Source organism: Actinomadura chokoriensis (assembly GCF_041463665.1).
GTDB lineage: Bacteria > Actinomycetota > Actinomycetes > Streptosporangiales > Streptosporangiaceae > Spirillospora > Spirillospora chokoriensis_A.
The window spans coordinates 286,651-311,133 of the sequence record NZ_JAXCEJ010000004.1 but is presented as its reverse complement, the minus strand read 5'-3'; the positions used below and the strand labels follow the sequence as shown (position 1 = coordinate 311,133).

Here is a 24,483-nt window from a genome sequence, read left to right as displayed (position 1 = left end):
TGGAACGACGGGGTTCAGGGGGTCGACGGGATTCAGGGGCGTCGGGGTTCAGGTGGGCCTCAGCGGGCCCTCGTGGGCGTCAGGACGGCGTCGCGCTCCCGCCGTCCGGCCAGCCGGCCCTCCAGGTGCGCGGCGAGAACCTCCACACCGGGCGGGTCGAGCAGGTTGAGGTGGTGCACCCCGGGGATCGTGACGATCTCCAGGTCGGAGCAGAGCCCGCCGAAACCGTTGGTCCCGTCGAGCACATAGCGTGCATCCCGGACGGCCCAGGGGGTCTCCTCGGGCGCGTAGTAGAGGATGACGCGTCCGTCGTACGGCTCGGGCTGGTACGCCTCCAGGGAGCGGGTGTCCTGGTGCGAGGTCAGCTGGTGGGTGAGGGCCGCCGGGGGGATGTAGTCCACGAGCGGCGCCGCGCGCTCCATGACGAGCGCGAACTGGGCTTCCTCGTCCAGACCGGACAGCTCCTCGTAGGTGAGGGTGACGTCCAGGCCGTACGTCTCGTTGATGTAGTCGGCGAAGGCGGAGAAGCGGCGGGCGAGGGTGTCGGACTCGTCGTCCACCGGCAGCGGCAGCCCCGCGTCGAACAGCGCGACGAACTCGACCTCGCGCCCCGCCTCCTTCAGCCGCCGGGCGGTCTCGTAGGCGAGGACGCCGCCGAACGACCAGCCGCCGAGCCGGAACGCGCCCTCGGGCTGCGCTTCGAGGAGGTGCCGGACGTAGCGGTCGGCGCGCTCCTGCACGGACGGCGCGTCCTCGAACCGCTCCAGCCCGTACACCGGCTGGTCGTCGCCGAGCAGGTCGACGAGCTGGCGGTAGCAGGCGGTGGTGCCGCCGGCCGGGTGCGCGATGAAGATCGGCCGGCGGGTGCCGGAGGGCTTCAGCGGGCGGACGGTCTGCCGGGCCGCCTCCTCGTCCGCGGCCCGGATGAACTCGGCGACGTTCTCCGCGGTCGGCACCTCGAACAGCTCGCCGCGGGTGACCTCGCCGCCGAGTTCGGCGGCGACGAGGGCGACGACCTGGTCCGCCTGGTGCTCGCGGCCGCCGAGTTCGGTGTAGAAGTCGGCGGTGACGCCGACGCGGTCGAGGCCGAGGACGTCCTCGAAGATGCGGACGGCGAGACGCTCCGCAGCGTCGCGTGGCATGACATATCCGGACTCGGCGTTCGAGACGGCCGTGGGCGCCGGGGCGTCCGACAGGCCGAGTTCGCCCGCCGCCCACTCCTCGAACACGTTCACGCTGGCGCCCTGCAGCAGCACCGATGCGGGGACGGTCAGCCCGAGGTCGTGCTCGACACCGCTCTTGATCCGGACGGCGACGAGGGAGTCCAGGCCGAGGTCGGTGAGCGGGACGGACGGGTCCAGGCGCTGCGGGTCGAAGCCGAGGACGGCCGCGATCCGGTGCCTGACCTGCGCGGCGATCATCTTGCGGGCGGTGGCGTGGTCGAGGTCCCTCAGCGCGTCCACGCCGGGCCAGTCGCCCGCGTCGCTCTCGCCCGCGCCGTCCGCCGCCTCGGTCAGCGCGGCGAAGTACGGCATGTCGCGGATCTCGGGGAACAGGCCGACCGCAGTCGCCGGGTCGAAGCGCAGCACGCCGGTCGCGGGCAGGCCGTGGACGAGCAGGGCTTCGAGGGCCTCCGCACCCTCCGCCGGGCTGATCGGGTCGATGACGGCGACCGACTTCTCGGTGGCTCCCCCGACGCGCGACCAGGTGCCCCAGTTGATGGTGGTTCCGGGCCGGTCGTTGGCGCGCCGGAAGGCCATGAGCGCGTCGATCGCGGCGTTCGCGGCGGCGTAGGCGCCCTGGCCGGGCGAGCCGAGCAGCGCGGCGGCCGAGGAGTGCGTGACGAACCAGTCGAGGTCGAGGTCCCAGACGGCCTCGCTGAGCCTGCGCGCGCCCTCGACCTTCGCCGTCCACACCCTGTGGAGATCCTCCGGGCCGAGGTCGGCGATCAGCCGGTCGTCGATCGCGCCGGCGCCGTGCACGATGCCGCACAGGCGCTTGCCGCCCTCCCGGGCGACCCTGACGAGGCGCTCGGCGGTGCCGGGCCGCGCGATGTCGCCGAGGACGACGCCGACGTCCACGCCGCTCTCGCGGAGGCGGGCGATCACCTTCTCGGCGTCGGCGTCCGGGCCGCTCCGCCCGGACAGGACGATGCGGCCCGCGCCGCGCTCGGCCAGCAGCCGCGCGGTGACCAGGCCGATCCCGCCGTACCCGCCGGTGATCACGTAGGCGCCGCCGCGCCGGACGGCGCGGCTCTTCTTCGCGGGCGCCTCCGGCAGGACCGCCTGCGCGAGGCGGGCCGCGTACCGGGTGCCGTCCCGCCAGGCGACCTCGCGGGCGTCGGCGCCGGCGAGCAGTTCCGCGACGAGGTCCTGCGGGCCGTCGACGTCCACGTGCGTGGCCCGCTGGACGGTTCGCTCGAACGCCAGCACGCGCGTGAGCGCGCTGACGAACCCGTGGGCCGGCAGCCCCTCCTCGCCGTTCAGGGGCAGGGCGCCGCGGGTCGCGATGTAGAGGCGGGGCCCGTCCGGCAGCGAACGGCTCACGCCGACGGCGGCGAGCACGAGTTCCTCATCGACCAGTTCGGCCGAGGGGACGAGCACGACGCCCTCGACCGGCTCGTCCATGGCCGGGTGCTCGTCCGGCGGCCGGTTCGTCACCCGGTGCCGGACGACCCGCTTGCCGCTCTCCTCCAGCCCGTCGGCCGTCGCGGCGGCGAGCGCGTCGTCCTCGTCGGACAGCACCAGCCAGGTCTCACCGGACGCGGGGCCGGTGTCGGCAAGGGGGGCTTCGTCCCACACCAACTCGACGAGCTTGTCACTGAGCGGGACGGGGACGTCGGAGCGCTCGACTCGACGCAGGACGATGCCGGTCGCCTCGGCGAGGAGGCCGCCGTCCGCGGACAGGAGCGTGACCGTGCCGGTCACGGCCTCACCGTCGCGCACGACCCTCGCCTGCACGTGGCCGCCGCGGTGGGTCGGGCCGTACACGCGGAGGCTGCCGATGGTCTCGGCCAGCCACACGCCGCCCTCGTCACCGGCGGCCTCGTCCGACAGCACGGACAGGCAGCGGTCGAAGACCTCGGGGTGCAGCCGGTAGTGGCGGCTGCCGCGCTCGGCGGCGGCGACCTCGGTGGTCGCGCCCGGCTCGGCCGTCGCCGGGGCGCGGTGGTCCTCCCCGACGTCCGCGCTGGCCAGCCGGGCCCACGTGCCCGCCGGCGTCAGCGCGTGGATCTCCACTCGCTGCTCCACCTCGGCGAAGGTCGTCGTCACGGTCGTGTGGTCGGCGAGGGCGAGCGGCCGCTCCATCCACAGGCCGTTGACGCGGACGCCGTCCGTGCCGAGCGCGGTCGCGCCGGCGGCGAGCGCCATCTCGGCGAACGCGGCGACCGGGAGCGCGTGCAGCCCGTGGACGGTCAGGCCGTCCAGCCACGGCTGGGCGGCGAGGCCGACGTCGGCGCGCCAGGCGTGCCGGTCCTCGCCGGGCAGCTCCACGTGCGCGCCGAGCAGCGGGTGCTCGTCGCTCTTGCCGGACGTGCGGGACGACAGGTCGACCCAGTGCCGCTCGTGGCGCCACGGCGACGCCGGGACGTCGACGACGCGTCCGTCCGGCGGAGTGGCGATCGTGTGGCCGTGCGCGGCGAGGGTCGCGAGCTGCGCGTGGAACGTCAGCGTGTCGTCGGTCTCCTCGCCCTTCCGCGCGCGCTTGAGCGTGTGGGTGACGAGCGCGCCCGTCCCGTCGAGGGTCTCGCCGACCGCGTGGGCGAGGATCGGGTGGGCGTTGACCTCGACGAACGTCCGAAATCCGTCCTCGGCGGCGGCCGAGACCGCGTCGGTGAGCCGCACCGCGTTGCGCAGGTTCGCGGCCCAGTGCGGGGCGCCGAGGGCCGTGTCGGAGGCGAGGTAGGCGCGGGGGTCGTCGAGGGCCGTGGTGTAGAGCTTCACGCCGTCGGCGAGCGGGGTGCCGCGCTCGGCGCCCACCTCCGCGAGGAGTTCGCGCAGCTCGGGGAGCAGCGGGTCGACCTGCGGGGAGTGTCCGGCGCCCTCGGCCTGGACCATGCGGGCGAGCCGTCCCTGCGCCTCGGCGCGCTTCACGACCTCGGCGACCTGGTCGGCGTCGCCGGTCACGACGGTCTGCTTCGGGGACGAGTGCACGGCCGCGTAGACCTCGGGCAGGCCGTCCGCGAGGCCGGCGACCTCGTCGGCGGACGCGCCGAGGACCGCCATCGCGCCGCCGCCGACCAGCCGGGTCAGCAGCCGGGAGCGGCGGCAGATGACGCGGACGCCGTCCTCGACCGTGAGCGCGCCGGCGACGACGGCCGCCGCGACCTCGCCCATCGAGTGGCCGACCACCGCGCCCGGCGTGACGCCGTACGCCTTCCACATGCGGGCCAGGCCGATCTGGATGGCGAACAGCACCGGCATGGTGTCGGCCGGGCCGTCCGGCTTGCGGCCCTCTTCGAGGAGCGCCCACAGGTCGGGGCCGCCCTCCTCGGCGAACAGGCCGTCCAGGTCGTCGATCGCCTCGGCGAAGGCGGGCTCTTCCTCAAGGAGTCGTTGCGCCATCCCGGCACGCTGTGCGCCATACCCGGAGAAGACCCACACGGGACGGCCCGGCGCACCGAGCGCGGAGCCCGTCACCACACCGGGGTGGGGACGGCCTTCGGCGAGGGCGGTGAGCCCTTCGACGAACCCGGCGCGGTCCCTGGCGGCGACGGCGGCGCGGGCCCGTCCACGGCCGGCACGACGGTGAAGCGTACGGGCGACGTCGGCGAGCTTCGCGTCCTGGTTCGGGAGCCACTCGGCGAGAAGGGCCGCATGGTCGCGGATACGGTCGTCGCTCGTGTCGGACAGCGGGAACGTCCGGACGACGGCCGGCTTTACCGTCGTCTCCTGCGCGGGGGCCTCTTCCAGAAGGACGTGCGCGTTGGTCCCGCCGAAGCCGAACCCGGACACACCCGCGCGCGCGGGGTGCCCCCTGTCGGGCCACGGGGTCTCCTCCGCGACGACCGCGAGGTGCAGCTCGTCGAACGGGATGTGCGGGTTGGGCTCCTTGTAGTGCGCGCTGGGCGGGATGACCCGGTGATGCAGCGCGAGGACGGCCTTGATGAGCCCCGCTATGCCCGCCGCGGACTCCATGTGACCGAGATTCGACTTCGCGGAGCCGAGCAGCAGCGGCGCGTCCTCGTCACGTCCCGCGCCGAGGATCTCGCCGACCGCCTTGGCCTCGATCGGGTCGCCCAGGAACGTCCCCGTCCCGTGGGCCTCGACGTAGTCGACCTCGCGCGTGTCGACGCCGGCGGTCGCGTAGACGTCCCGCAGCAGGGCGCGCTGGGCCTCGGAGTTGGGGGCGACGAGGCCGTTGGACCGGCCGTCGGAGTTGACGCCGGAGCCCTTGACGACGGCGAGGATCCGGTCGCCGTCCCGCTGCGCGTCCGACAGGCGCTTCAGCACGACGGCGCCGCAGCCCTCCGCGCGGACCATGCCGTCGGCGGACGCGTCGAACGCCTTGCAGTGCCCGTCCGCCGCCGTCCCGCCCGCGAGGTCGAACGTCATCGTGACGGTCGGCGACAGCAGCAGGTTCACGCCGCCCGCGAGCGCCACGTCGGCCTCGCCGCTGCGCAGCGCCTGGACGGCGAGGTGCGTGGACACCAGCGACGACGAGCACGCCGTGTCGACGATCATGCTGGGGCCGCGCAGGTCCAGCAGGTACGACAGCCGGTTCGCGATGATGCTGAGCGCGGCGCCGGTCGCCGTGAACGGTTCCAGGGACGCGAGGTCGGACGCGGTGAACGCCGCGTACTCCGGCGCGGAGACGCCGACGAACACGCCGGTGCGGCTGCCGCGCAGCGACGCCGGGCCGATGCCGGCGTGCTCGAACGCCTCCCACGCCACTTCGAGGACGAGGCGCTGCTGCGGGTCCGTCACCGCGGCCTCGCGCGGGGTGATGCCGAAGAACTGCGCGTCGAACCCGGCGAGGTCGTCCAGGAAGCCGCCGAGCCGGGTCGTGTTCGCGAGGAGGTCGCCGACCTCGGGGGAGCCGTCGTCGAACGGCTCCCAGCGGCCGTCCGGCACCTCGCGGATCGCGTCGCCGCGTCCGGTCAGGAAGCGCCAGTAGTCGGCGGGGCCGGTCAGGTCGCGGTCGCCGCCGGGGAAGCGGCAGCCGATGCCGACGACCGCGATCGGCTCGTCGCCGGCGGCCTCCCGGACGGGCTCCGGCGCGGCCTGCGCCTCCCGCGGCGTGTCGCCGCCCGCCAGCGCCACGGAGAGCTTGTTGATCGTGGGGTGCTCCCAGACGAGGGTGGCGGGCAGGGAGCGTCCGAGCATCTGCTCCAGCTCGCCGGCGATCGAGACCGCGTCCCGGGACGCGAGCCCGAACTCCTCGAGCGGACGGTCGGGGTCGACCTCGGCTGCGGTGGTCCTGGAGCGGCGCGCGATCTGCTCGATCAGGTGCCGGCGGATCGAATCCTCGCTGATCCGAGTCTCGTCCTGCGGGGTCTCCCGCGCGGCTCCGGAACGATCATTGCTCTGCATGCGCTGGGGTCCCCCCATGAAACCGGGATCGTTCATCGAAGCGGAGGGACCACTTTGTCCTACAGTGACCGGCTTACGATGCGCACCCAGACCACTTTTCTCATCGACGTCTTGTCACGGTGATGACAAGACTCGGGAGTAACCAATGTGGCCTGATGGGATAGTTGGGAAGGCCCGGCAGAGAGTCGGGGCTGAGTAACGAGACGCCAACCAATAGTAACAATAGCGACTACTGCTTTTAGGGGGAAGCGGCGGATTTCCCCGCGGTGCGGGACCCCCGCCGTACGGACTCTTGACCCGGGGCCGATACCGATGGGCGCTGGCGGTGGTGGCCGTCAGCGCGTTCATGACCACCATGGACAACACGGTGGTCTTCACGGCGCTGCCCACGATCATGGCCGACCTCGACATGTCGTCCTCGGCCAAGGACTGGGTCGCCACCGGGTACATCCTGATGTTCTCCTGCCTGATGATCACGGGCGGGCGGCTCACGGACGTCTTCGGCTGCCGGCTCACGTTCACCTCCGGCATGGTCGTCTTCACCGCCGCGTCCGCCGTCTGCGGCCTCGCACAGAGCTCCGACGTGCTCATCCTCGCCCGCATCGTGCAGGGCGCCGGGGCCGCGCTCTCGCTGCCCGCCACGCAGGTGATGGTCACCGTCGGCCGCACCGACAAGCAGCGCTCGATCGGCAACATCATCTTCATCGGCGCCGCGTCCGGCGCGACCGCGCTCGGCCCCACGATCGGCGGGATCATCGTCCAGCACTGGCACTGGGGCTGGATCTTCCTGATCAACATCGTGCCCGGCATCATGGTGATCCTGCTCGGGCTGTTCGTCCTCACCGGGCAAGGCGAGAACAAGCACTCCCGCATCGACCTGCCCGGCGTGCTGATCTCCGCGACGATGCTGTTCGCGTTCATCTACGGGCTGGAGTCCGGCAACAAGCACGGCTGGACCGACCCGTCGGTGCTCAGCGTCTTCGCCCTCGGCGCCATCGCGCTCGTCTGCTTCGTCGTGGTGGAGAACTGGGCCCCCGACCCGATGATCGACCTGCGTTTCTTCCGCAACCGGGTGTTCACCGGCGGGCTGCTGTCGCAGATGCTGTACGGCATCGGCTTCAACGGCATGATGTTCTACTCGCAGCCGTTCCTGCAGCGCTTCCTCGGCTTCTCGCCGCCCGAGGCGGGCCTGGTCATGCTGCCCCCGGCCATCGCGATCATCGTGCTGACCCCGCTGGCGTTCCTGATGGCCGCCAAGATCGGACCACGCCCGGCGATCGGCGCCGGGATGGCGCTGATGGGTCTCGGCATGGTGCTGTTCTCCATGCTGAACGTCGGCGACGGCTACGCCGACCTGATGCCCGGGGTCATGCTCGTCGGCGTCGGCGCCGCCCTCGGCATGCCGCTGGTGATGTACGTGCTCAAGGCCGTCCCGGAGAAGCGCGCCGGGGTCGCGAGCGGCGTCATCAACGTGATCCGCGAGGCGTCCGGCGCGTTCGGCATCGCCATCGTCGGGCTGCTCGTCCACCACGTGCCGGACGAGGGCGCGAGCGCCGCCGAACTGGAGACGTTCCGCGCCGGCACCTCCTCCGGCCTCATCCTCGGCGCCGTCCTCGTCCTCATCGGCGGCATGATCAGCGGCCTCACCCTGCCGAGCCGCCGCGGCTGGCTCGGCCCGAAGCACGGCAAGTCCTCCCCCATCGTCCCCGACACCCCGAAGTTCGACCCGGCGGCGACACCGCGCGACCCGCTCCCGGCACTGGCCGCATCCGCGTCCGAGCCGCTCGCCGCCCCTGTCGCCGTAGCGGGCACCGCCGGGTCGAGCACCGCCGCGTCGAGGACCGCCGTAGCGGGCACCGCCGTGGCGGGCGCCGCCCCGCCCGACGTGCCCCTCCCGCTTCCCCTCACCTGGGAGGACGAACCCATGCCGGACGACCCCGTGCCCGCCCCGACCCCCGGCCCCCACTGGTGGGCCGACGACGAGCTCAAGCCCCCGGACGACACCTACACCTGGCAGGACGACGACCGTCCCGTCCCTCCGACCCCCTGGCCGGCGCCCCCCACCGCCCCGCCGCCGGTTCCCGAGCCCCCGGCGTCCGCCGTCCCCGCACCGGCGAACCCCTGGGACGACCGGCCCGTCCCCGAGGCGGCACGCCCGACAACCCCGATACAGGCGATCCCTTCACACATTGACCAGCCCCCGGACGTCACCCTTCCGGACAGCGGGAGCGCCGCTCCACCGGTCGCCCAACCCGGTGTCACGCCAGGGGCCAACGAAGCACCGCCCGCGATGAGCACGCCGGAAGACCCCGTCGCGATCGAGAAGGAGCCTGTCGCCTTCGAAAAGGAGCCTGTCGCCTTCGAAGAGGAGCCCGCGCCAGACCAGGGCACCACTCGGCCGGCCCAGGCCGTCCTGCGGGCGTCGTGGAGCCCCGAGGCCGCGGAGCGGGAGGCCGCGCTCGGCCAGGAGGCGCCGACGGCGCGGGAGGGCGACCTCGGGGAGGACGGGGAGCGGCCGGAGCCGCCGGAGGGGTGGTACCAGCCCTACGTCCCGGCACCGGAACCCGCGGAGGATCCGCAGGTCAACCCGCGTAGCGACGCCTGGTAGGAGGAACCCGTGAGCAGAATCACGATCTTCGCGGCGGGGTCGCGCGGGGACATCCAGCCCTGCGTGGCGCTCGGGCGGGCGTTGCGTGCGCGCGGGGACGAGGTGCGGCTCGTGGCGAGCGCCCGGTACGCACCGATGGCGGTCGCGGCGGGCCTGGAACTGGCCCCACTGACCGCCGATCCGACGGAGATCCTCGAATCGGACGCCGGGCAGGAGTTGCTCGCCGGCGGGCGTAATCCGGTGAAGTTCCTGGGCGGCTTCCGGCGCATCCTAGGCCCTATGGCAGAACGGCTGCTGACCGAGTGTTTGGATGCCTGTAAGGACGCGGACCTCATCTTGGGTCCCACGCTCGGTTTCCTTCCGAGGCACATTGGTGAGCATCTCGGAGTTCCGTGGGCGCTGATTCATTTCCAGCCGAGCGAGCCGACGGGCGCGTTCCCGCATCCGCTCGTCCCGCAGGCGCGGGTGCTCGGGCCGTGGGCGCGGAGGGCGAGCTTCCGGGCCGTCGACCAGATCGCCTGGCAGCTGTCCCGGCCGTTCATCAACCCTTGGCGGGACGAGACGCTGGGGCTGCCGCGGCTGCCCCTGCGGGGGCAGCGGCCGGACGGTGCGGTGCTGGCGTGCTTCAGCCCGGTGGTCGTGCAGAGGCCGCGCGACTGGGGAGCCAATGTGCACCTCACCGGATATTGGTTCCTCGACGAGCCCGAGTGGGAGCCCCCCACGGAGCTTGCGGAATTCCTGACGGCGGGCCCCGCACCGGTTTACGTGGGGTTCGGAAGCATGGTTCCGAAGGACTCCGAGATGACCGACCTGACCGTGCGGACGGCGTTGAAGCTCGCCGGGGTGCGCGGCATCGTGCAGGGCGATCCGGAGAGTTCGGACGATCAGATCCTCGCGGTCCGGGACGTCCCGCACTCGTGGCTGTTCCCGCGGATGGCGGCGGTCGTGCACCACGGCGGCGCGGGGACGACGGCGGCGGGGCTGCGGGCCGGCGTGCCGACCGTCGTGTGCCCGTTCTTCGGCGACCAGCCCTACTGGGGCGAGCGCGTGGCGGCGCTGGGCGCGGGGCCGAGGCCGCTGCCGTTCGGCGCGATGACGGTGCCGCGGCTCGCGTCGAAGATCCGGCGGGCCGTCCAGGACCAGGAGATGGCCGACCGCGCGGACGACCTCGGACGGCGGATCCGGGCCGAGGACGGCGTCGAACGCGCCCGGGAGATCGTCGACTCGCTCGTGCGCATTCGCTGAACCGCCACCACGGCGACTACCCGATGTCGTCGACCGGGGTAACGCGACGCGCCGCGGCGGCGGGTCAGGGGCCGTCGTGGTCCGGTACTTCGGCCCAGGACCAGCCTGCCCCGTCCGGGCTCGGGACGATCGCGCGCCTCGTGCGCGGGCTGTGCGACGGCCTCGGCTGGGGCGGGCCGTCCGCCCACGGGCGCCACGGCGCGCCATGGGCGGGCGCGGGCCCGTTGCTCGCCTCGCCGTCCGGCGTCCGGAAGACCAGCCGCGGCGGCTCGGCCGCCGCGCGGGCGGCTTCGTGCGCGTCCACGCGCGCCGGGGCCGACGGCGGCCCCGCCTCCTCCCAGTTCAGCGCGTACGGGAACGGCTGCTCGTCCGGGAGGCGCGGCGGCGCGACGGTCGCGCCCGCCGGGACCACGGCGGAGTGTTCGCGCAGGTCCATGCGGGCGTGCAGGCCGGCGAGGAAGCCCGGCAGCCACCAGTTCGCCGAGCCCATGAACCGCATCGTCGCCGGGACGAGCAGCGAGCGGACGAGGACGGCGTCCACGACGACCGCGACGAACATGCCGACGCCGATCAGCTTGACGACCGTGATGCCCGCCATGCTGAACGCGCCGATGACGACGAGGAACAGCAGCGCGGCGCTGGTGATGATGCCGCCGGTGTGCTGCATGCCGGACGCGACGGCGACGCGGTTGTCGTGGGTGCGGTCCCATTCCTCCCGGATCCGGCTGAGCAGGAAGACCTCGTAGTCCATCGACAGTCCGAACACGACCGCGAGGATGAGGATCATGCTGGTCGCCTCGACGCCGCCGGTCGGGGTGAAGTCCAGGACGCCGGCGAGATGCCCGTACTGGAAGCCCCACACGATCACGCCGAACGACGCGCCGATCGACAGGACGTTCATCACGATCGCCTTCAACGGCAGCACGATCGACCCGAAGAACATGAAGAGCAGGATGAACGTGGCGACCCCGACGAAGAGCGCCATCTTCGGCAAGGTGCGCATCAGGCTGGACATCAGGTCCATCTGCGAGGCCGTGCTGCCGCCGACGTCGATGTGCATCGGGTAGCCGTCCTTGGACAGGCTCAGCCCGCGGATGTCGGTGACGAGGTCCTGGGAGCGCTGGTCCATCGGCTCGTACTTGTGGGTGACGGAGATGCGCACGCCCCCGTACGAGCCCGAGTATCCGGTGAACTGGGCCTCCGTGACGCCGGGGAGCTTGCCCAGGCGCTGCCGGAACTCCTCCAGGTAGGGCGGGATGGGGTCGTCCTTCTTGGCGGGCCTCCAGTCGCGCGGGATGAGGTCTCCGGAGACGACGACGTCGATGGGCTCGGCGGAACCGTTGGGGAAGTCCTTCTTGATGGTCTCGACGACGGCGCGGGTGGGGCTGTCCTTGGGCAGGACGCGGGCGTCGACGCTCCCGAACTGGACGTTCAGGAACGGCACGAACATCACGCCCAGGATGACGAGTACCACCGTGAAGTACGGCAGCGGATGCTTCATCACGCTGTGGCCCAGGCGGTACCAGAAGCCGCTGTCGGGGTCACGCTGCGCGCGCTTGGCCGAAGGTCGCCGCCACGGCATGCGTCCGATCTCGACGCGCGGCCCCAGCAGCGCCAACAGCGTCGGGAGGAGAACCGTGGCTCCGAAGACGGCGACCATGACGGTGGCTATGCCGGCGAGCCCGATCGTCCGGAGGAACATCTGCGGGAACAGCAGGAGACCCGCGAGAGCCGCCGACACGGTGATGCCGCTGACCAGGATGGTGCGGCCCGCAGTCGCCATGGTGGTGGCCAAGGCCGTCTGCTGGATCGGCTTCAAGGCCGCCCTGTAAGACTTCTTCGCGGCCTTGCGCGCCGCCCTGCCTCGCTCCCGTTTCCAGGGTTTCCCTGGTGGAAGCCCCTGCACGGACATGCCGCGTTCCAGTTCCTCACGGAACCGGCTGATGATGAACAGCGAGTAGTCGATCGCCAGGCCGACGCCCATCATCGTGACGACTTCCAATGCGAAGGACGTCACGTCCGCCGCATACGTCACCACGTGGAGGACGGTCAGTCCGCCGATGGTCGAGAAGATCGCCACGGCCATCGGCAGGAGGGACGCCATCCACGCGCCGAACAGGATCATCAGCAGGATGAGCAGCGGCAGCGCGGTGATCAGCTCCGCCCGGACGATGTCGGTGACGACCTGCTCGCCGAACTCCTCGCCGAGCGGGACGGCGCCGCCGTACTGGACGCGGAGCCCCGGTGCCGCCAGCCGGTCCTTGATGGCGTGGTAGTCCTCGGTCTTCTCGGCGCCGGTCTCGCCCCGCAGCTTCACCGCGACGAACGTCGAGCGCCGGTCGTGCGCCACGAACGAGTTCGCCGCCTCGCCGTCGAACGACCAGTAGGAGATGATCTCATCGACCTGCGCCTTCGGCAGCCGCGCCACCGTCGTGACGACGCTCGCCTGGTAGCGCGGGTCGTCCACCGTCGTCGTGTCGCTCGTGTAGAGGACGAGCACGTCGGGGTTGGTGCTGCCGAAGTAGGTCGCGCCCAGCTTCGCGACGAGCGTCGAGGACGCGTCCGGGTCCTCGAAGCCGCCCTCCTTGAACTTGGCGAACACGCCGAGGCCCCAGGCGCCCGCGACCACGGTCGTCACCAGGATCAGCACGAGGCTGGTCCAGCGTCGCCGGTGGATGAGACGCCCCAGCCCCGAAAGCATGATCCTCCTGTTGCGTCGCGGCCGGCGGGCCGCACCGGATGCGAGCTACTTGCGGGACGCCAGACGGGCCGCCGTCGTCGGCAGCTCGCCGTCAAGGTAGCGCTGCCGCGTCGCCGCACGTGCGATCTTTCCGCTCGACGTACGCGACACGCCACCCGGTTCGATCAACACGAAGTCGTGGACGCTCATCTCGTGCTCGACGTTGACCGCGCCGCGCACCGCCGTCTCGACCTCTTCGGTGTCCAGCCGTGCGAGAGGGACGCGCCGGTTGCGCTCGGCGACGATCACCAGTCGTTCCGTCTCGTCCCCGGTGAGCGCGAACGCCGCGACGTAGTCGGGACGGATCGCGGGGTGCGCCTCCTGCGTCGTGACCTCGATGTCCTGCGGGTAGTGGTTGCGGCCGTCCACGATGATGAGGTCCTTGATGCGGCCGGTGACGTACAGCTCGCCCTCGTGGATGACGCCGTAGTCGCCGGTCTTCATCCAGGGCCCGGCGGGAAGCTCCCCGGGCTCGCTCAGCTCGCCGCCGAACGTGTCCTGGCTCCGCTCGGAGTTGCGCCAGTAGCCGGGCGCCGTGTTGGGCCCGTGCACCCAGATCTCGCCGACCCGTCCGTCCGGCTGCTCGACGCGGGTCTCCGGGTCGACGATCGCGACGATCTGCCCGCACGGGCGGCCGCACGACACGAGCTCGGATCCGCCCTCGCTGAGCCGCAGGTCGCCCCGGGTGAGCGCCTCCCGGTCCACCGAGATGATCTTCGGCGGGGCGTCCTCGGCCGCCGCGGTCACGAACACCGTCGCCTCGGCCAGCCCGTAGCCCGGCGCCTGCGCGCCCGGACGCAGTCCCGCCGGGGCCAGCGCGTCGGCGAACATCGCCAGCGTCGACGTGCGGATCGGCTCCGCGCCGTTCAGGCAGGTCGTCAGCCCGGACAGGTCCAGGCCGGCGATCTTCTCCGGCGTGGCCATCGACGCGACGTACTCGAACGCGAAGTTCGGCCCGGCCGTGTAGACGTTCTTGCCCGGCCGCTGCGCGATCAGTTGCAGCCAGCGCAGCGGGTTCATGATGAACGACACCGGGTCGGTGTAGATGGCGTGGTCGCCGTGCACCAGCGGCAGCGCCATCGTCGCGATCAGGCCCATGTCGTGGAACAGCGGCAGCCAGCTGACCAGCTCGGGGTTCGGCTTGTCGGGCGCCCACCCGGTCCACAGCTGCGCCGCGTTCGCCGTCACGTTCCCGTGCGTGATCTCCACGCCCGCGGGGCGGCGCGTCGACCCCGAGGTGTACTGCAGGTAGGCGAGGTCGTCGAACGCGACGGGCTCGTCCTCCCACCGGCCGGCCATCGCCGGGTCGACCTCCTCGGCGAAGAGGATCTCCTTCGGCTGCGGGACGTCGTGGTCGGCGAGGAACTTCTCCACGTGCGGCAGCGCGTTCCGCGTCGTGACGATCACCGCGGGCTCGGCGTCGGTGTAGGCGCCGATCAGCCGGTCGGCGTGCCCGGGAAGGTCGGGCGAGAACAGCGGCACCGCGATGACGTGCGCGTACATGGCGCCGAGCATCGTCATCATGTACTCGAGCGTCTGCGGCAGCAGCAGCGCCGCCCGCTCCCCCGGCCCGGTGACCTGCCGCAGCGTCGCCGCGACCGCACGTGCGCGCCGGTCCGTCTCCGCCCAGCTCACCGTGATGTGCGCGCCCGCCGGGTCGGCCGAGTAGTCGACGAAGGTGTAGGCCGGCGCGTCCGGCTTCTCCCTCGCCCACCTCGCGACCCGTTCGATCAGCGGAGTGCGGCCGGAGCCGCCGGGCAGCAGATCGGGAAGCAGCGAGCCCAATGCCATGGATCATTCTCCCGGGGGGACGGGCCGGACGGGGCCCTGTGCGGTACGGGTGGGCGCCATCGGCGGATGTGGCCGCGTCGGCCGGACGGCTGTGTCTGGACGCTCCCGGCGACCGGCGATGATCGTCAAGCTACCGGATGGTAGTCAGTGCGCGATATTAGCTCGCGGTCACATTAGCCGAACCCCGGTTTGTCACCGCCGTGACAACAGGATTCGCCTCAGCGTCCGTACCGTCACCGACGGTGCGGGGGACCGGGAGCTCCGCGAGGTAGCGGCTCTGACATAGCGGACCCCCTGTCCGTCACGACAGTGTTCACTGTCAGGCGGTCAGCCTACTGTCACCGGCCTGCCGCGGGCCGGCTTCTCCGTCACTACGGCTGTCCAGTAGTGGAAACGCGACCGTTCCCGTCGTCAGCTACCGGACACCGCGCGGTGCAACACCAGCCGCCGCCGCAACAGCCCGAGGCAGGCGACGCCCCACAGCAGACCGATCTCGGCCACCAGCGCGATCCCGATGACGACCATCCAGTCCGTCTCGTCCTCCTGCTCCACCCCGGCGGGCGACATCAACGTCATCCGGCTCTCCCTGGCCGCGACCTGCGGCACGACCGGCGCGTTCACAGGCGGCAGCACGACGGCCTCGGGCGGCGACACGGCGGGCAGATCCGGCAGAGCATCCCCCGGAGGCTCCTCCAGCAGCCCCTCGGACGGCATCCCCGCAGACGGCATCCCCGTAGATGGAGGGCCATCGTCCGCCCCAGAAATCGGCCCAGACGCACAAGTCTCATCGTCGGCATACGCCTCGCCGTCCGCACACTGGTCGTCCCCGAAAGAGGAGTGACCGTTCGGACTCGACGGACCCCCCGAAGGCTGCACATCACCCGACGCGGGCGCATGACCGGAATGACCGCTCACCCTCGGCTTGGGAGCGGAATGCGAATGACCACCGCTCGCCCTCGGCTTCGCACCGGAGGGCCGCACATCACCAGACGCGGGCGCATGACCGGAATGACCGCTCGGGCGCGGCTCCTGGCCGGACGGTTGCAGGGGCGGGCACGGTCTATCACTCGACGAGCCGGGCGTGCACTGGCCGGTGTCCGCGCTGGAATGGGCGGATGGGGTGGGCCTGGCGCCGGACGGGTTCGTCGTGACGCACGGCCTCCCTGCGGTGCTCGCCTTGCTGGTCCTGCACGGCGCGCTTGTGGGCCGACCAGTGTCCGCGCTCGGCTCCGTGCCAGGGGGCTGCCGGGACGAGCACGGGCTGCCGCCGGAGCCCTCCTCGGCGGCAGCGCAATGACCGGACGGCGGCGCCGAACCGGGCGACTTCGGACGAGAGGAATGCGAGGACGGACATGAATCCGGGCTCGTACCATCGGGCGCGCACTGAGCCGTGGGAGGCGGGGACGGGGCGGAGAGGTCGAAGACCGCGCGGATCGAGCGGCGGGGCGTGTTGGCGGCCTTCGCCGCCGCGAGGACGGTCAGGGGCTTCGAGGCCGACACGGACGAAGCCGGGACTCGGGCCGTGGCCGTGCGTTCGATCGGCGACTCGCCCAGGTCGCCTAGCGCGCAGCGGAGTCCGCCGGATCTGGACGGGACGCAGCCCGCGGAGTGCCGCGTCCAGGACAGGGGGCGTTCCGCGGTGAGGCGCAGTGTGGTGTCATGCGCGACGCCGCCTTCCGCATGGATGCGGACCGTGTACGTCAGGGCGTAGTCCGGCCCGGTGGTGGTGCCCCCGGAGGTCGCCATGTCCATGAGTAACCGGGCCGCCGGCTGGGCTTCGTCCGGTACGGCCTCGGCCGACGTGGTCATCAGCATCGGGGCGGCCAGCGTGGTGCCGGTCGCGATCGCGGCCCAGCGTGTCCCTCGGTGCACCGTTCCCCCAGCGGTCTGCTTGCATGGCTGCCAGGGGGGCGGCGCCACGGCGCCGGGCACAGACAGTTATTGCCATGTCGTCCGGGCAAGTAACGTGCATCACTCTGGCAACTCCCTCTCTTTCACACAGCGAAATCGATTCTCCGTAGAATCGGGTGGGGTGCCAGGGAGAGGAGTTCGGGGTGGCGGAGGCCGTTCGGTCGCTGGAGCGCGCGTTCGATCTGCTGGAACATCTGGCGGACGCGGGCGGCGAGATGGCGCTGTCGGAGCTGACGGAGGTCTCCGGGCTGCCGATGCCGACGATCTACCGGCTGATGCGGACGTTGGTGAACCAGGGCTACGTGCGGCAGGAGCCGTCCAAGCGCTACGCCCTCGGGCCGCGGCTCGTCCGGCTGGGCGAGGGCGCCAGCCGCCTGCTCGGCACGTGGGCGCGGCCGGTGCTGGCCCGCCTGGTGGACGAGATCGGCGAGACCGCCAACATGGCGGTGCTGGAGGGCGACGAGGCCGTCTACGTCGCGCAGGTGCCGTCCAAGCACTCGATGCGGATGTTCACCGAGGTGGGACGGCGCGTCCAGCCGCATTGCACGGGTGTCGGGAAGGCGCTTCTGTCGCAGTTGCCCGATCAGCGGGTGCGGGAGATCCTCGCCCGGACGGGGATGGTCGCGCACACGCCCCACACCTTCACCGACCCGGACGCGCTCCTCGCGGAGCTGAAGCGCATCCGCGAGCAGGGGTACGCGCTGGACGACGAGGAGCAGGAGATCGGTGTCCGCTGCGTCGCGGTGCCGCTGCCCGGGGCGCCCGCGCTGACGGCGATCTCGGTGTCGGGCCCGTCCGGACGCATGACGCGCGAGGCCGTCCCGGGCGTCGTGCCCATCATGCGGGACGCCGCCGAACGGTTCGCGAAAGAGCTGAGCCCGACCACGTCGTGACGCGGCCGGGCCCCAGGGCTCTGGAGGAGTCGAGTGGTCAGTCGATGGGTTCGCCGACGATGACGGTGGGACGTCCGCCGCGCTCCCAGGTGACGAAGTCGCCCGCGGACTTGACGAGGGCGGCGGCCATCCACAGGGCCAGGCCCGCGTCGTCCGCGATGCCCGCGATGGGGATCATGTCGGGGATGGCGTCGATCGGGGAGATGATGTAGACGAGACCGAGGGCGAGCAGTCCGAGCATCTTGAACGACAGGCCCTTGTACTCCCCGCGGAGGACCGACTTGATCATCCGGGGGACGGCGCGTACCCGCGTCCAGAGCCCCGGCGCGCCGGGCTGAAGGGTCTCGCTGTAGATCTGCCAGGCCTGCCCTGCGGCGGCCGCACTCCGTTTCTTGTTCACGAGCACTCCTCGTCCGAGGGTTCATGCGGGCGCGCCCCCGCGGCGCCCACGCTTAGCTAGGACGCGACGGGTGCCGGAAATGTTCCCCCGGTCCGATCATGAGGCGCGAGTCACACGCGCCCCGCCGCCGGTGGCGCCGGAAAGATCGCCGGTGGACCTGGCAAACATCGCGTGCGGGTGCCATTCGGATCACTTCCGGCGAGTTCTTCATTACCTCGCGGCGGACGTGCGGCGATTCACGGCGTGTTGCCTGGTGAGCACTGCGAGCATGGGCCCACGGGCGCCTCCCCCCGCACGACCGGCCTGGCCCGTCGAGCAAGGCAGGAGCTGACGAACGGATATGAGCGGCGACCAGTCGAACCGTCCCGTCCATGGCACCGCGGCAGGCGACGCCTACGTCGCGCTGCCCCCGACCGCGGTCGACGCGGCCGCCTCGGACCCCGCCCGGCTGATCCTGGCCTGGCCCGGGTTCGACCCGCCCCGCACGGCCGCCGCGCTCGCGGCGGCGATCCCGATGACGGGCGTGCCGGTCTGGCGGGTCTTCCTCGACCTGCCGGGCCGCTCGCCGGGCGGGCTCGGCTCGGGCGCGATCCTGGAGAGCGAGGCCCTCGAGGCGTACTGCGCGGCGGTCGAGGGCGCCGCCGAGCGGCTGCCCGCCGCCCTCGCGGAGATCCGCCGCGACCTCGCGCTCCCGGACGGGCCCGTGGCCCTGGCGGGCTTCAGCACGGGCGCCGCCGCCGCGCTGCTCGTCCTGCTGCGCGGCGCCGTGCCGGTGACCACCGCCGCGCTCGTGGCGCCCGTCGTCGCTCCGGCACGGGCGGCGCGGGCGGTGGAGAAGCGGTCCGGCCGCGGCCGGGACTGGTCGCCGCACGCGGTCGAGCTCGCCGACCGTCTGGACCTCGGCTCCCTCGCCCCCGGCATGGCCGGACGGGACGTCCCCACACTGCTCATCGGCGGCGCCCGGGACCGCGTCGTCCCCGCCCGGGAGGTCGCCGGCCTCCGCGACCTCCTGCGCCGGCACAGCACCGGACCGGTCGAGTCCACCACGTTCCGCATGGGCCACGCGCTGGCCGCCGAGCCCGGCACCGAGCCCCGGCCGCCGATCACCGAGGCCGTCCAGGTCGACACCGCGCTGACCGACTGGTTCCGCGACCACCTGGCCCGACAACCGCACCCCCGTCCGGCGGACGCTCACGTCGGCAACGCCGACCCCGCACCGCCTTCGACGGCCGATTCCGGCGCTGGCGCCGCGATGGCCGACACGCAGCCGGTGGACGTCCGGCACGGCGCCTGGACGGCCGGCGAGCAGAACGCTCCGCAGGCGCGTCCAGGAGCCGTCGCCGGTCGCTGACGGCGAACGACGACCGCACGGCGGGCATGGTGAAGCCGCCCGCCGTGCGGGTGGTGTCGTGGTGTCAGGCGCGGGCCAGGACCTCGTAGCGGACGCGGATGACGCCCGCGCCGGTGCCACCGACCTTCTTCATCGCGGCCTTGGACAGGTCCAGGCAGCGGCCGCCCGCGTACGGGCCGCGGTCGTTGATGCGGACGGTGACCGAACGGCCGTTGTTCTTGTTCGTCACCCGGACCTTGGAGCCCATCGGCAGCGTCTTGTGCGCGGCCGTCAGCTTGTCCGGGTCGAAGCGCTCACCGCTGGCGGTCGTCTGCCCCTGCCAGTAGTAGGAGGCTTCGCAGGAGCCCGAGTCGAGGACCTTGCGCTTCCCGGGGCGCTTCTTCTCGGGCTTCGCCAGGTAAGCGGCCCTGGAGTCGGACTTCGGCTCCTTCGCCGGCGACGGCTGCGATGTGCGCGGCTTGCCGCGGCTCGCCCGCGGCGGGGCGGCCTCCGGCCGGCCGGCGAGCGGGTCGCCGGGCGGGCCGGCGGGCCGTGGCGTGGTCTGCGCGGCCTGCGCCGATCTGCTGGATCCGTTGCCGTTGGCGTTGCCGTTGATCAGGGCGAACGCGCCCGCTGCGAGGACGGCGACGGTGGCTCCGGAGACGATCAGGACGGTACGAAGGCGCGCTCGAAGAAGGCGCCTGACAGGGCTACCCACAGAGGAGTCCTTTGTTAGGGGACAGGGCCCCGGACGCCCGGCTCTTCTCACGGCGCGCTCAGGCGATCTCGTGCGTCCCCCGAGTCCTGCGCCGCCCGCGGGCTCGCTCGCCCGTCTCCCCGCGCCGCTCTCTCAGGCGCGTCCGCGTCATCGCGGTCCGGCGTCCGGCAGGTGCGGCGGGAAAGGCATCTTCACTTTTGATCTCTAAAGTGCCGCACAAGTCCTTGACCGTACGTTGCGTTCCGCGTGAATCAAGACCCAGGGCCCTGGTTTGTGGGGTTTGTCACCCCAGTCTTTGCGCTGGGGAGTTGCTCGACTGCGCGCGGCAACTCGCTATGAAGATCTTTTTTACTTTCCCCAGACCCGCGATCTCGGGCAAATAACAACCGCTCGCACGCAAACGGAACGGGGCGTTCCACGGATGCGACGGCATCCGCGGAAGGCCCCGTGCACGTCGAACGAGGAGGGACGTATCACCCGATGCCGGGCACGGCCGGGAGCCCGAGCGCGGACGCGTCCGGCATGGACAGCGGGCCGTCCGCCGGCCGCGCGGTGCGGTTCTTGGCCTTCAGCACGTTGACGAGCTGGCCGGCACCCTTCTTGGACCCGCCGAGGGGCACGCCGACCTTGCTCACGGTGCCGCTCGCCTGCCCGAGGATGTCGCCGGACGGCACCGGCGTGGCGTGCCGGGCGCCCGCCGGGAGGGCCGTGCCCAGCGGCAGGCCGCTGCGCCGCACGGTACCGAGCGCGGACGGCACGCTCGGCAGCGCCATGCTCACCGGCATGTCGGCGCCGCGGCCGACCGGCAGGACGGAACTCGCGTCCGTCCCGGAGGCGCGTTCGGAGGCGGCGGCGCGGTCGGAGGCGGCGGCGCGCCGCGTCTTCAGGCAGTCGCCCTTGGGGAGACCGCCGAGCGGGTTCCGGCCGAGCGGGGTCCGGTCGACCGTGTTCAGCGGCGTCTCCGGCAACTTCGTCCCGGCGTGGGTGTTGAGCGTCTTGCCCGGGTTCAGCTTGCAGCGGGCGGCTCCGGACAGGAGGCCGGACGTGTCCGGGGCGGAGCGGAGGGCGCCGTCGGCGGTGCCGGTGGCCCGTTCGGCGGTCTGGCCGCCGGTCCGGACGACCGGAGCGGGGAGCGCCCGGGTGACCGGGTCGGCCGTGGCGGCGGTGTCGTAGAGGAGCGCGGTGGTCGGGCCGGGCGCGGCGTCGGCGGGCGCGGCGGCGACGGCGAACGCCGCGGCGAACGGGGCGGCGACGGCGACGCCCAACAGGCTTCTGGCTGAGAACTTCATTCTTTCCCCCGGGTTTTCGGCTTTGACCCTGCATGTGTGATGTGCGCCCGCGCGGCTGGGCGAGAACGGCGCACCGTCGAGCCGGGACGCTAGTACAAACCCGGGTCCCGCACGGCCGGTTCGAGAATCAATTGGCAAACACCAGAAAGATTTCCAGAATTGATCAGCCGCATTATGCTCGTCCCGAAAGAACGACAATCTCCGACAAAAGCCGAAGCGGGGGCGTCCCGGAGGACGCCCCCGCCTGACCGGGTGCCGGCTACTCGGCCGAACCGAGGGAGATGGCCTGGTCGACCTCCTCCTTGCGCCCCGCCAGCTCGGCGGCGTAGCGCTCCTCGTCGACCTTCTCGGCGATCTCCTCGTCCTGCTTCATGAGGGCCTCAAGGTCGGCCTTGGCGTTGTCGAGAACGCCCATGTCCTGATAGGCGGCCTGCACCTTGTCGCCCCAGAGGCCCACGTCCCGGACGCACGGGACGATCCGGCTGAACAGCAGCGACTGATAGAGGGTGTACATATCGGAGTTGTCGACGAACTCCATGCACCGCTCGACGGGCATGTCGAGCTGCTCGAAGACCTCGCGTCCCTTGAAACGGTCGCGCATCAGGTAGCAGCCCTCGACCACGAACTCCTCGCGCTCGGCCCGCTCCTTGTCGGTGAGCTCGGCGTAGTAGTCCTTGAGTGCGAGCCGCCCGAACGCGACGTGCCGCGCCTCGTCCTGCATGACGTACGCGAGCAGCTGCTTGACCAGCGGGTTGGTCGACATGTCGCGGTACAGCCCGAACGCGGCGAGCGCGAGGCCCTCGATGAGGACCTGCATGCCGAGGTAGGGCAGGTCCCAGCGGCTGTCCTCCAGCGACTCGGCGAGCAGCTTCGCGAGGTCCTGGTTGATCGGGTAGTACATCCCGATCTTCTCGTGCACGAACTTCGCGTACAGCTCGACGTGCCGCGCCTCGTCCATGGTCTGGGTCGCGGCGTAGAACTTCGAGTCCAGGTCGGGGACGGACTGGACGATGCGCGCCGACACGTTCAGCGCGCCCTGCTCGCCGTGCAGGAACTGGCTGAACAGCCACGAGCCCTGGTGCCGGCCGAACTCGTCCCGCTCCTTCTGCGACATCTTCTCCCAGATGTCGGACCCGAAGAGGGGGTTGAAGTTCTCCGGCAGCCCGGCGACGTTGAGCGGGTCGACCTCCAGGTCCCAGTCGATGCGCTTCTGCGCGTCCCACTGCTTGTCCTTGCCCTTCTGGTACAGGCTCAGCAGCCGGTCGCGTCCGTCGTCGTACTCCCAGGTGAAGCGGGTGTCGCCCGCCATGGGGACGTTCCAGGTCTCGGTCGGGACAGGGGTGGAGTAGAGCTCGAACGAACTCACGGGGGGATCCTCCTCCAGGCGCAGCGCCGCGCCGTCGCGACGCGGTGTAGACCGCCCACGGCTTTACATACCTTCGTAACATGTAAAGCACGGGGAAACCAGTGCCATGCAAGAACCCACTGACAAAAGCCGTCGCCCGCACCCCGGCGGGAGGTGCGGGCGACGGCTGGGCACGGCTGCGACGTCCACGCGGACGGCGGCGCTCTGCCGGTCCGGCGGCGGCCGGCCCGGCAGAGCGGAGGTCAGCGGGACTGGAGAGCGTCCAGGCCGACGGCCTGGGCGACGACCAGGCGGCGGTCCAGGCGCGGGTCCTTGATGTCGACGGTGTACCGGTCGCGGAAGCCGAACTTCTTCTCGACCGAGAAGACGACCTGGTCACCGGCGTAGAAGTCGAAATGGTACGGCCAGGCGAACGGCAGGCTGTCCACGTACGGGATGACCTGCCAGACCCGCCGCAGCAACGCCACGAACTTGTTGCGCTCGCTGCCCGTGGTCACGCCGAGGCCCGGCTGCTCCAGATGCCAGGTCGAGGCCAGCAGCGACTTCTTGAAGTCCTTGCGGAAGGTGCCGATCGGCTGGCCGTGCGCGTCCGTGATGTCGTAGGCGGAGGCGAGGTCGATGCGCTTGCGCGCCTTGAAGCCGAGGATCGGACGCGTCTTGGAGTCGTCCGAGTACAGGGTGACCTGCTCCTTGAACGCCAGCCGCTTCTGCTGCGCGAAGGCGAGCAGCTCGCCCTCCCCGCCGTCCGGCGTCTCGGCGTGCACCTCGTACTGGTTCACCATCAGGCGCACCCGCTGCCGGATCAGCAGCCTGCTCTGCGCCTGGAGTCTCTCTTCGTCCAGCGGACTCACCCGTTCTGTCGCGTTGTGCGGTGGGAGTCTGCCACAGCAGGTCCTTTTCCTCCCGGCTTTTCGGGAGTGCGACAGCGACGGCGGCGTCTTGGACGAGGACCGGCGCTGGCCCGGGTTCCGGGCAGGCCGCGCGGTCGGGCTCAGGACTCGTCGATGTGCGCGGCCAGATAGCCGTGGATCAGGCGCTCCGCCTCGGCGACGATCGCGGGGTCGCCGTCCGGGTCGCGCCGGAACGCCATCTTGAGCACGGCGTCGCCGGCCTCGACCGAGATGGCGAGCGCGGTGGCGAGGCCGGGGGTGTCCTGGATGCCGAACGTCTCCACGATCATCGTGCGCAGCCGGTCGGCGACCACCGCGTTGTTGTCGGCGTCGGAGTCGAGCAGGTTGACGTCGGCGACGTCGCCGAACCGCAGCACCCGGAAGCCGGGGACGGCGCGGTGCATCGCCACGAAGATGTCGATGATCGCGCCGACCGTGTCGGACCAGTCGCCGAACCCGCCCTCGGCCAGCCGCGCCGAGACCCGGTCGCCGAACTCCTCCAGGTTGCGCAGCGCGAGGGCCTGCGCGACCGCGCGCTTGTCGGGGAAGAACTGGTAGACCGAGCCGATCGCCACCTCGGCGCGCTGCGCGATGCGCGTGGTGGTGAGGCCGTCGTAGCCGTCCTCGTCGAGGATGTCCGCGCAGGCGTCGAGCATCCGCTGGACGCGTTCGGCGCTGCGGCGCTGGGCGGGGCGGCGGCGGAGCGGGGTACGGATCTCGGTCACCCCGCCATTGTCCCCCGGCCGCGGTGGTGCCCGGCATGCGTGGC

The 24,483-nt window shown here is 71.8% G+C and carries 15 protein-coding genes; 5 read left to right on the top strand and 10 right to left on the bottom strand.

Annotation, left to right across the window (positions count from 1 at the left end; genetic code table 11):
* Window positions 1-59 precede the first annotated feature (59 nt).
* Window positions 60-6,533 carry an SDR family NAD(P)-dependent oxidoreductase gene (locus SM418_RS10045; RefSeq protein WP_371940206.1) on the bottom strand — a complete coding sequence of 2,158 codons (6,474 nt, stop codon included), beginning with the start codon at window positions 6,531-6,533 and terminating at the stop codon, window positions 60-62.
* Between the two features lie 292 nt (window positions 6,534-6,825).
* On the opposite strand from SM418_RS10045, the gene SM418_RS10040 reads away from it, so the two are divergent.
* Together SM418_RS10040 and SM418_RS10035 are read left to right on the top strand one after the other, a co-directional pair.
* Window positions 6,826-9,141, top strand: coding sequence for an MFS transporter (locus tag SM418_RS10040; protein ID WP_371940207.1), 2,316 nt, complete (start codon window positions 6,826-6,828; stop codon window positions 9,139-9,141).
* Between the two features lie 9 nt (window positions 9,142-9,150).
* A complete protein-coding gene (locus SM418_RS10035) occupies window positions 9,151-10,386 on the top strand; it encodes a glycosyltransferase (protein WP_371940208.1) in 1,236 nt (411 codons plus the stop codon).
* Between the two features lie 64 nt (window positions 10,387-10,450).
* Here SM418_RS10035 and SM418_RS10030 read toward each other — a convergent pair whose 3' ends face one another.
* The 3 genes from SM418_RS10030 to SM418_RS10020 form a co-directional block, all read right to left on the bottom strand.
* A complete protein-coding gene (locus SM418_RS10030) occupies window positions 10,451-13,087 on the bottom strand; it encodes an MMPL family transporter (protein ID WP_371940209.1) in 2,637 nt (878 codons plus the stop codon).
* A gap of 45 nt (window positions 13,088-13,132) precedes the next feature.
* Window positions 13,133-14,917 carry a fatty acyl-AMP ligase gene (locus SM418_RS10025; RefSeq protein ID WP_371940210.1) on the bottom strand — a complete coding sequence of 595 codons (1,785 nt, stop codon included), beginning with the start codon at window positions 14,915-14,917 and terminating at the stop codon, window positions 13,133-13,135.
* Window positions 14,918-15,328: 411 nt separating this feature from the next.
* Window positions 15,329-15,646, bottom strand: coding sequence for a hypothetical protein (locus tag SM418_RS10020; protein WP_371940211.1), 318 nt, complete (start codon window positions 15,644-15,646; stop codon window positions 15,329-15,331).
* 352 nt (window positions 15,647-15,998) lie between these two features.
* Here SM418_RS10020 and SM418_RS10015 point away from each other — a divergent pair, with 352 nt between their 5' ends.
* Both SM418_RS10015 and SM418_RS10010 read left to right on the top strand, forming a co-directional pair.
* On the top strand, window positions 15,999-16,214 hold the full coding sequence (locus SM418_RS10015) for a hypothetical protein (protein WP_371940212.1): 216 nt from the start codon (window positions 15,999-16,001) through the stop codon (window positions 16,212-16,214).
* A 757-nt stretch (window positions 16,215-16,971) separates the two neighbouring features.
* Complete coding sequence (locus SM418_RS10010) at window positions 16,972-17,721, top strand: IclR family transcriptional regulator (RefSeq protein ID WP_371940213.1); 750 nt, start codon at window positions 16,972-16,974, stop codon at window positions 17,719-17,721.
* A gap of 37 nt (window positions 17,722-17,758) precedes the next feature.
* Here the strand turns inward: SM418_RS10010 and SM418_RS10005 are convergent, their stop codons facing one another.
* Complete coding sequence (locus SM418_RS10005) at window positions 17,759-18,121, bottom strand: YkvA family protein (protein ID WP_371940214.1); 363 nt, start codon at window positions 18,119-18,121, stop codon at window positions 17,759-17,761.
* Window positions 18,122-18,461: 340 nt separating this feature from the next.
* Here SM418_RS10005 and SM418_RS10000 point away from each other — a divergent pair, with 340 nt between their 5' ends.
* Window positions 18,462-19,472 (top strand): alpha/beta hydrolase, encoded by a 1,011-nt coding sequence (locus SM418_RS10000; protein WP_371940215.1) that lies wholly within the window; start codon window positions 18,462-18,464, stop codon window positions 19,470-19,472.
* Window positions 19,473-19,536: 64 nt separating this feature from the next.
* Here SM418_RS10000 and SM418_RS09995 read toward each other — a convergent pair whose 3' ends face one another.
* The 5 genes from SM418_RS09995 to SM418_RS09975 form a co-directional block, all read right to left on the bottom strand.
* Window positions 19,537-20,169: a septal ring lytic transglycosylase RlpA family protein gene (locus SM418_RS09995; RefSeq protein WP_371940216.1), complete on the bottom strand. Its 633-nt coding sequence runs from the start codon at window positions 20,167-20,169 to the stop codon at window positions 19,537-19,539.
* Between the two features lie 473 nt (window positions 20,170-20,642).
* Window positions 20,643-21,458 carry a hypothetical protein gene (locus tag SM418_RS09990; RefSeq protein WP_371940217.1) on the bottom strand — a complete coding sequence of 272 codons (816 nt, stop codon included), beginning with the start codon at window positions 21,456-21,458 and terminating at the stop codon, window positions 20,643-20,645.
* Window positions 21,459-21,717: 259 nt separating this feature from the next.
* Window positions 21,718-22,824 (bottom strand): ferritin-like domain-containing protein, encoded by a 1,107-nt coding sequence (locus SM418_RS09985; RefSeq protein WP_371940218.1) that lies wholly within the window; start codon window positions 22,822-22,824, stop codon window positions 21,718-21,720.
* A gap of 242 nt (window positions 22,825-23,066) precedes the next feature.
* The gene (locus SM418_RS09980) at window positions 23,067-23,675 is read right to left on the bottom strand and encodes an LURP-one-related family protein (protein WP_371940219.1); all 609 of its coding nucleotides are present in this window, start codon (window positions 23,673-23,675) and stop codon (window positions 23,067-23,069) included.
* 140 nt (window positions 23,676-23,815) lie between these two features.
* Window positions 23,816-24,439, bottom strand: coding sequence for a TetR/AcrR family transcriptional regulator (locus SM418_RS09975; RefSeq protein ID WP_371940220.1), 624 nt, complete (start codon window positions 24,437-24,439; stop codon window positions 23,816-23,818).
* Between the last annotated feature and the right edge of the window lie 44 nt (window positions 24,440-24,483).

Bases quoted from the DNA above. Each gene is read 5' to 3' on its own strand.
- SM418_RS10045 (WP_371940206.1), bottom strand. From the start codon at position 6,533: ATGCAGAGCAATGATCGTTCCGGAGCCGCGCGGGAGACCCCGCAGGAC.
- SM418_RS10030 (WP_371940209.1), bottom strand. From the start codon at position 13,087: ATGCTTTCGGGGCTGGGGCGTCTCATCCACCGGCGACGCTGGACCAGC.
- SM418_RS10025 (WP_371940210.1), bottom strand. From the start codon at position 14,917: ATGGCATTGGGCTCGCTGCTTCCCGATCTGCTGCCCGGCGGCTCCGGC.
- SM418_RS10020 (WP_371940211.1), bottom strand. From the start codon at position 15,646: ATGCCGTCTGCGGGGATGCCGTCCGAGGGGCTGCTGGAGGAGCCTCCG.
- SM418_RS10000 (WP_371940215.1), top strand. From the start codon at position 18,462: ATGAGCGGCGACCAGTCGAACCGTCCCGTCCATGGCACCGCGGCAGGC.
- SM418_RS09990 (WP_371940217.1), bottom strand. From the start codon at position 21,458: ATGAAGTTCTCAGCCAGAAGCCTGTTGGGCGTCGCCGTCGCCGCCCCG.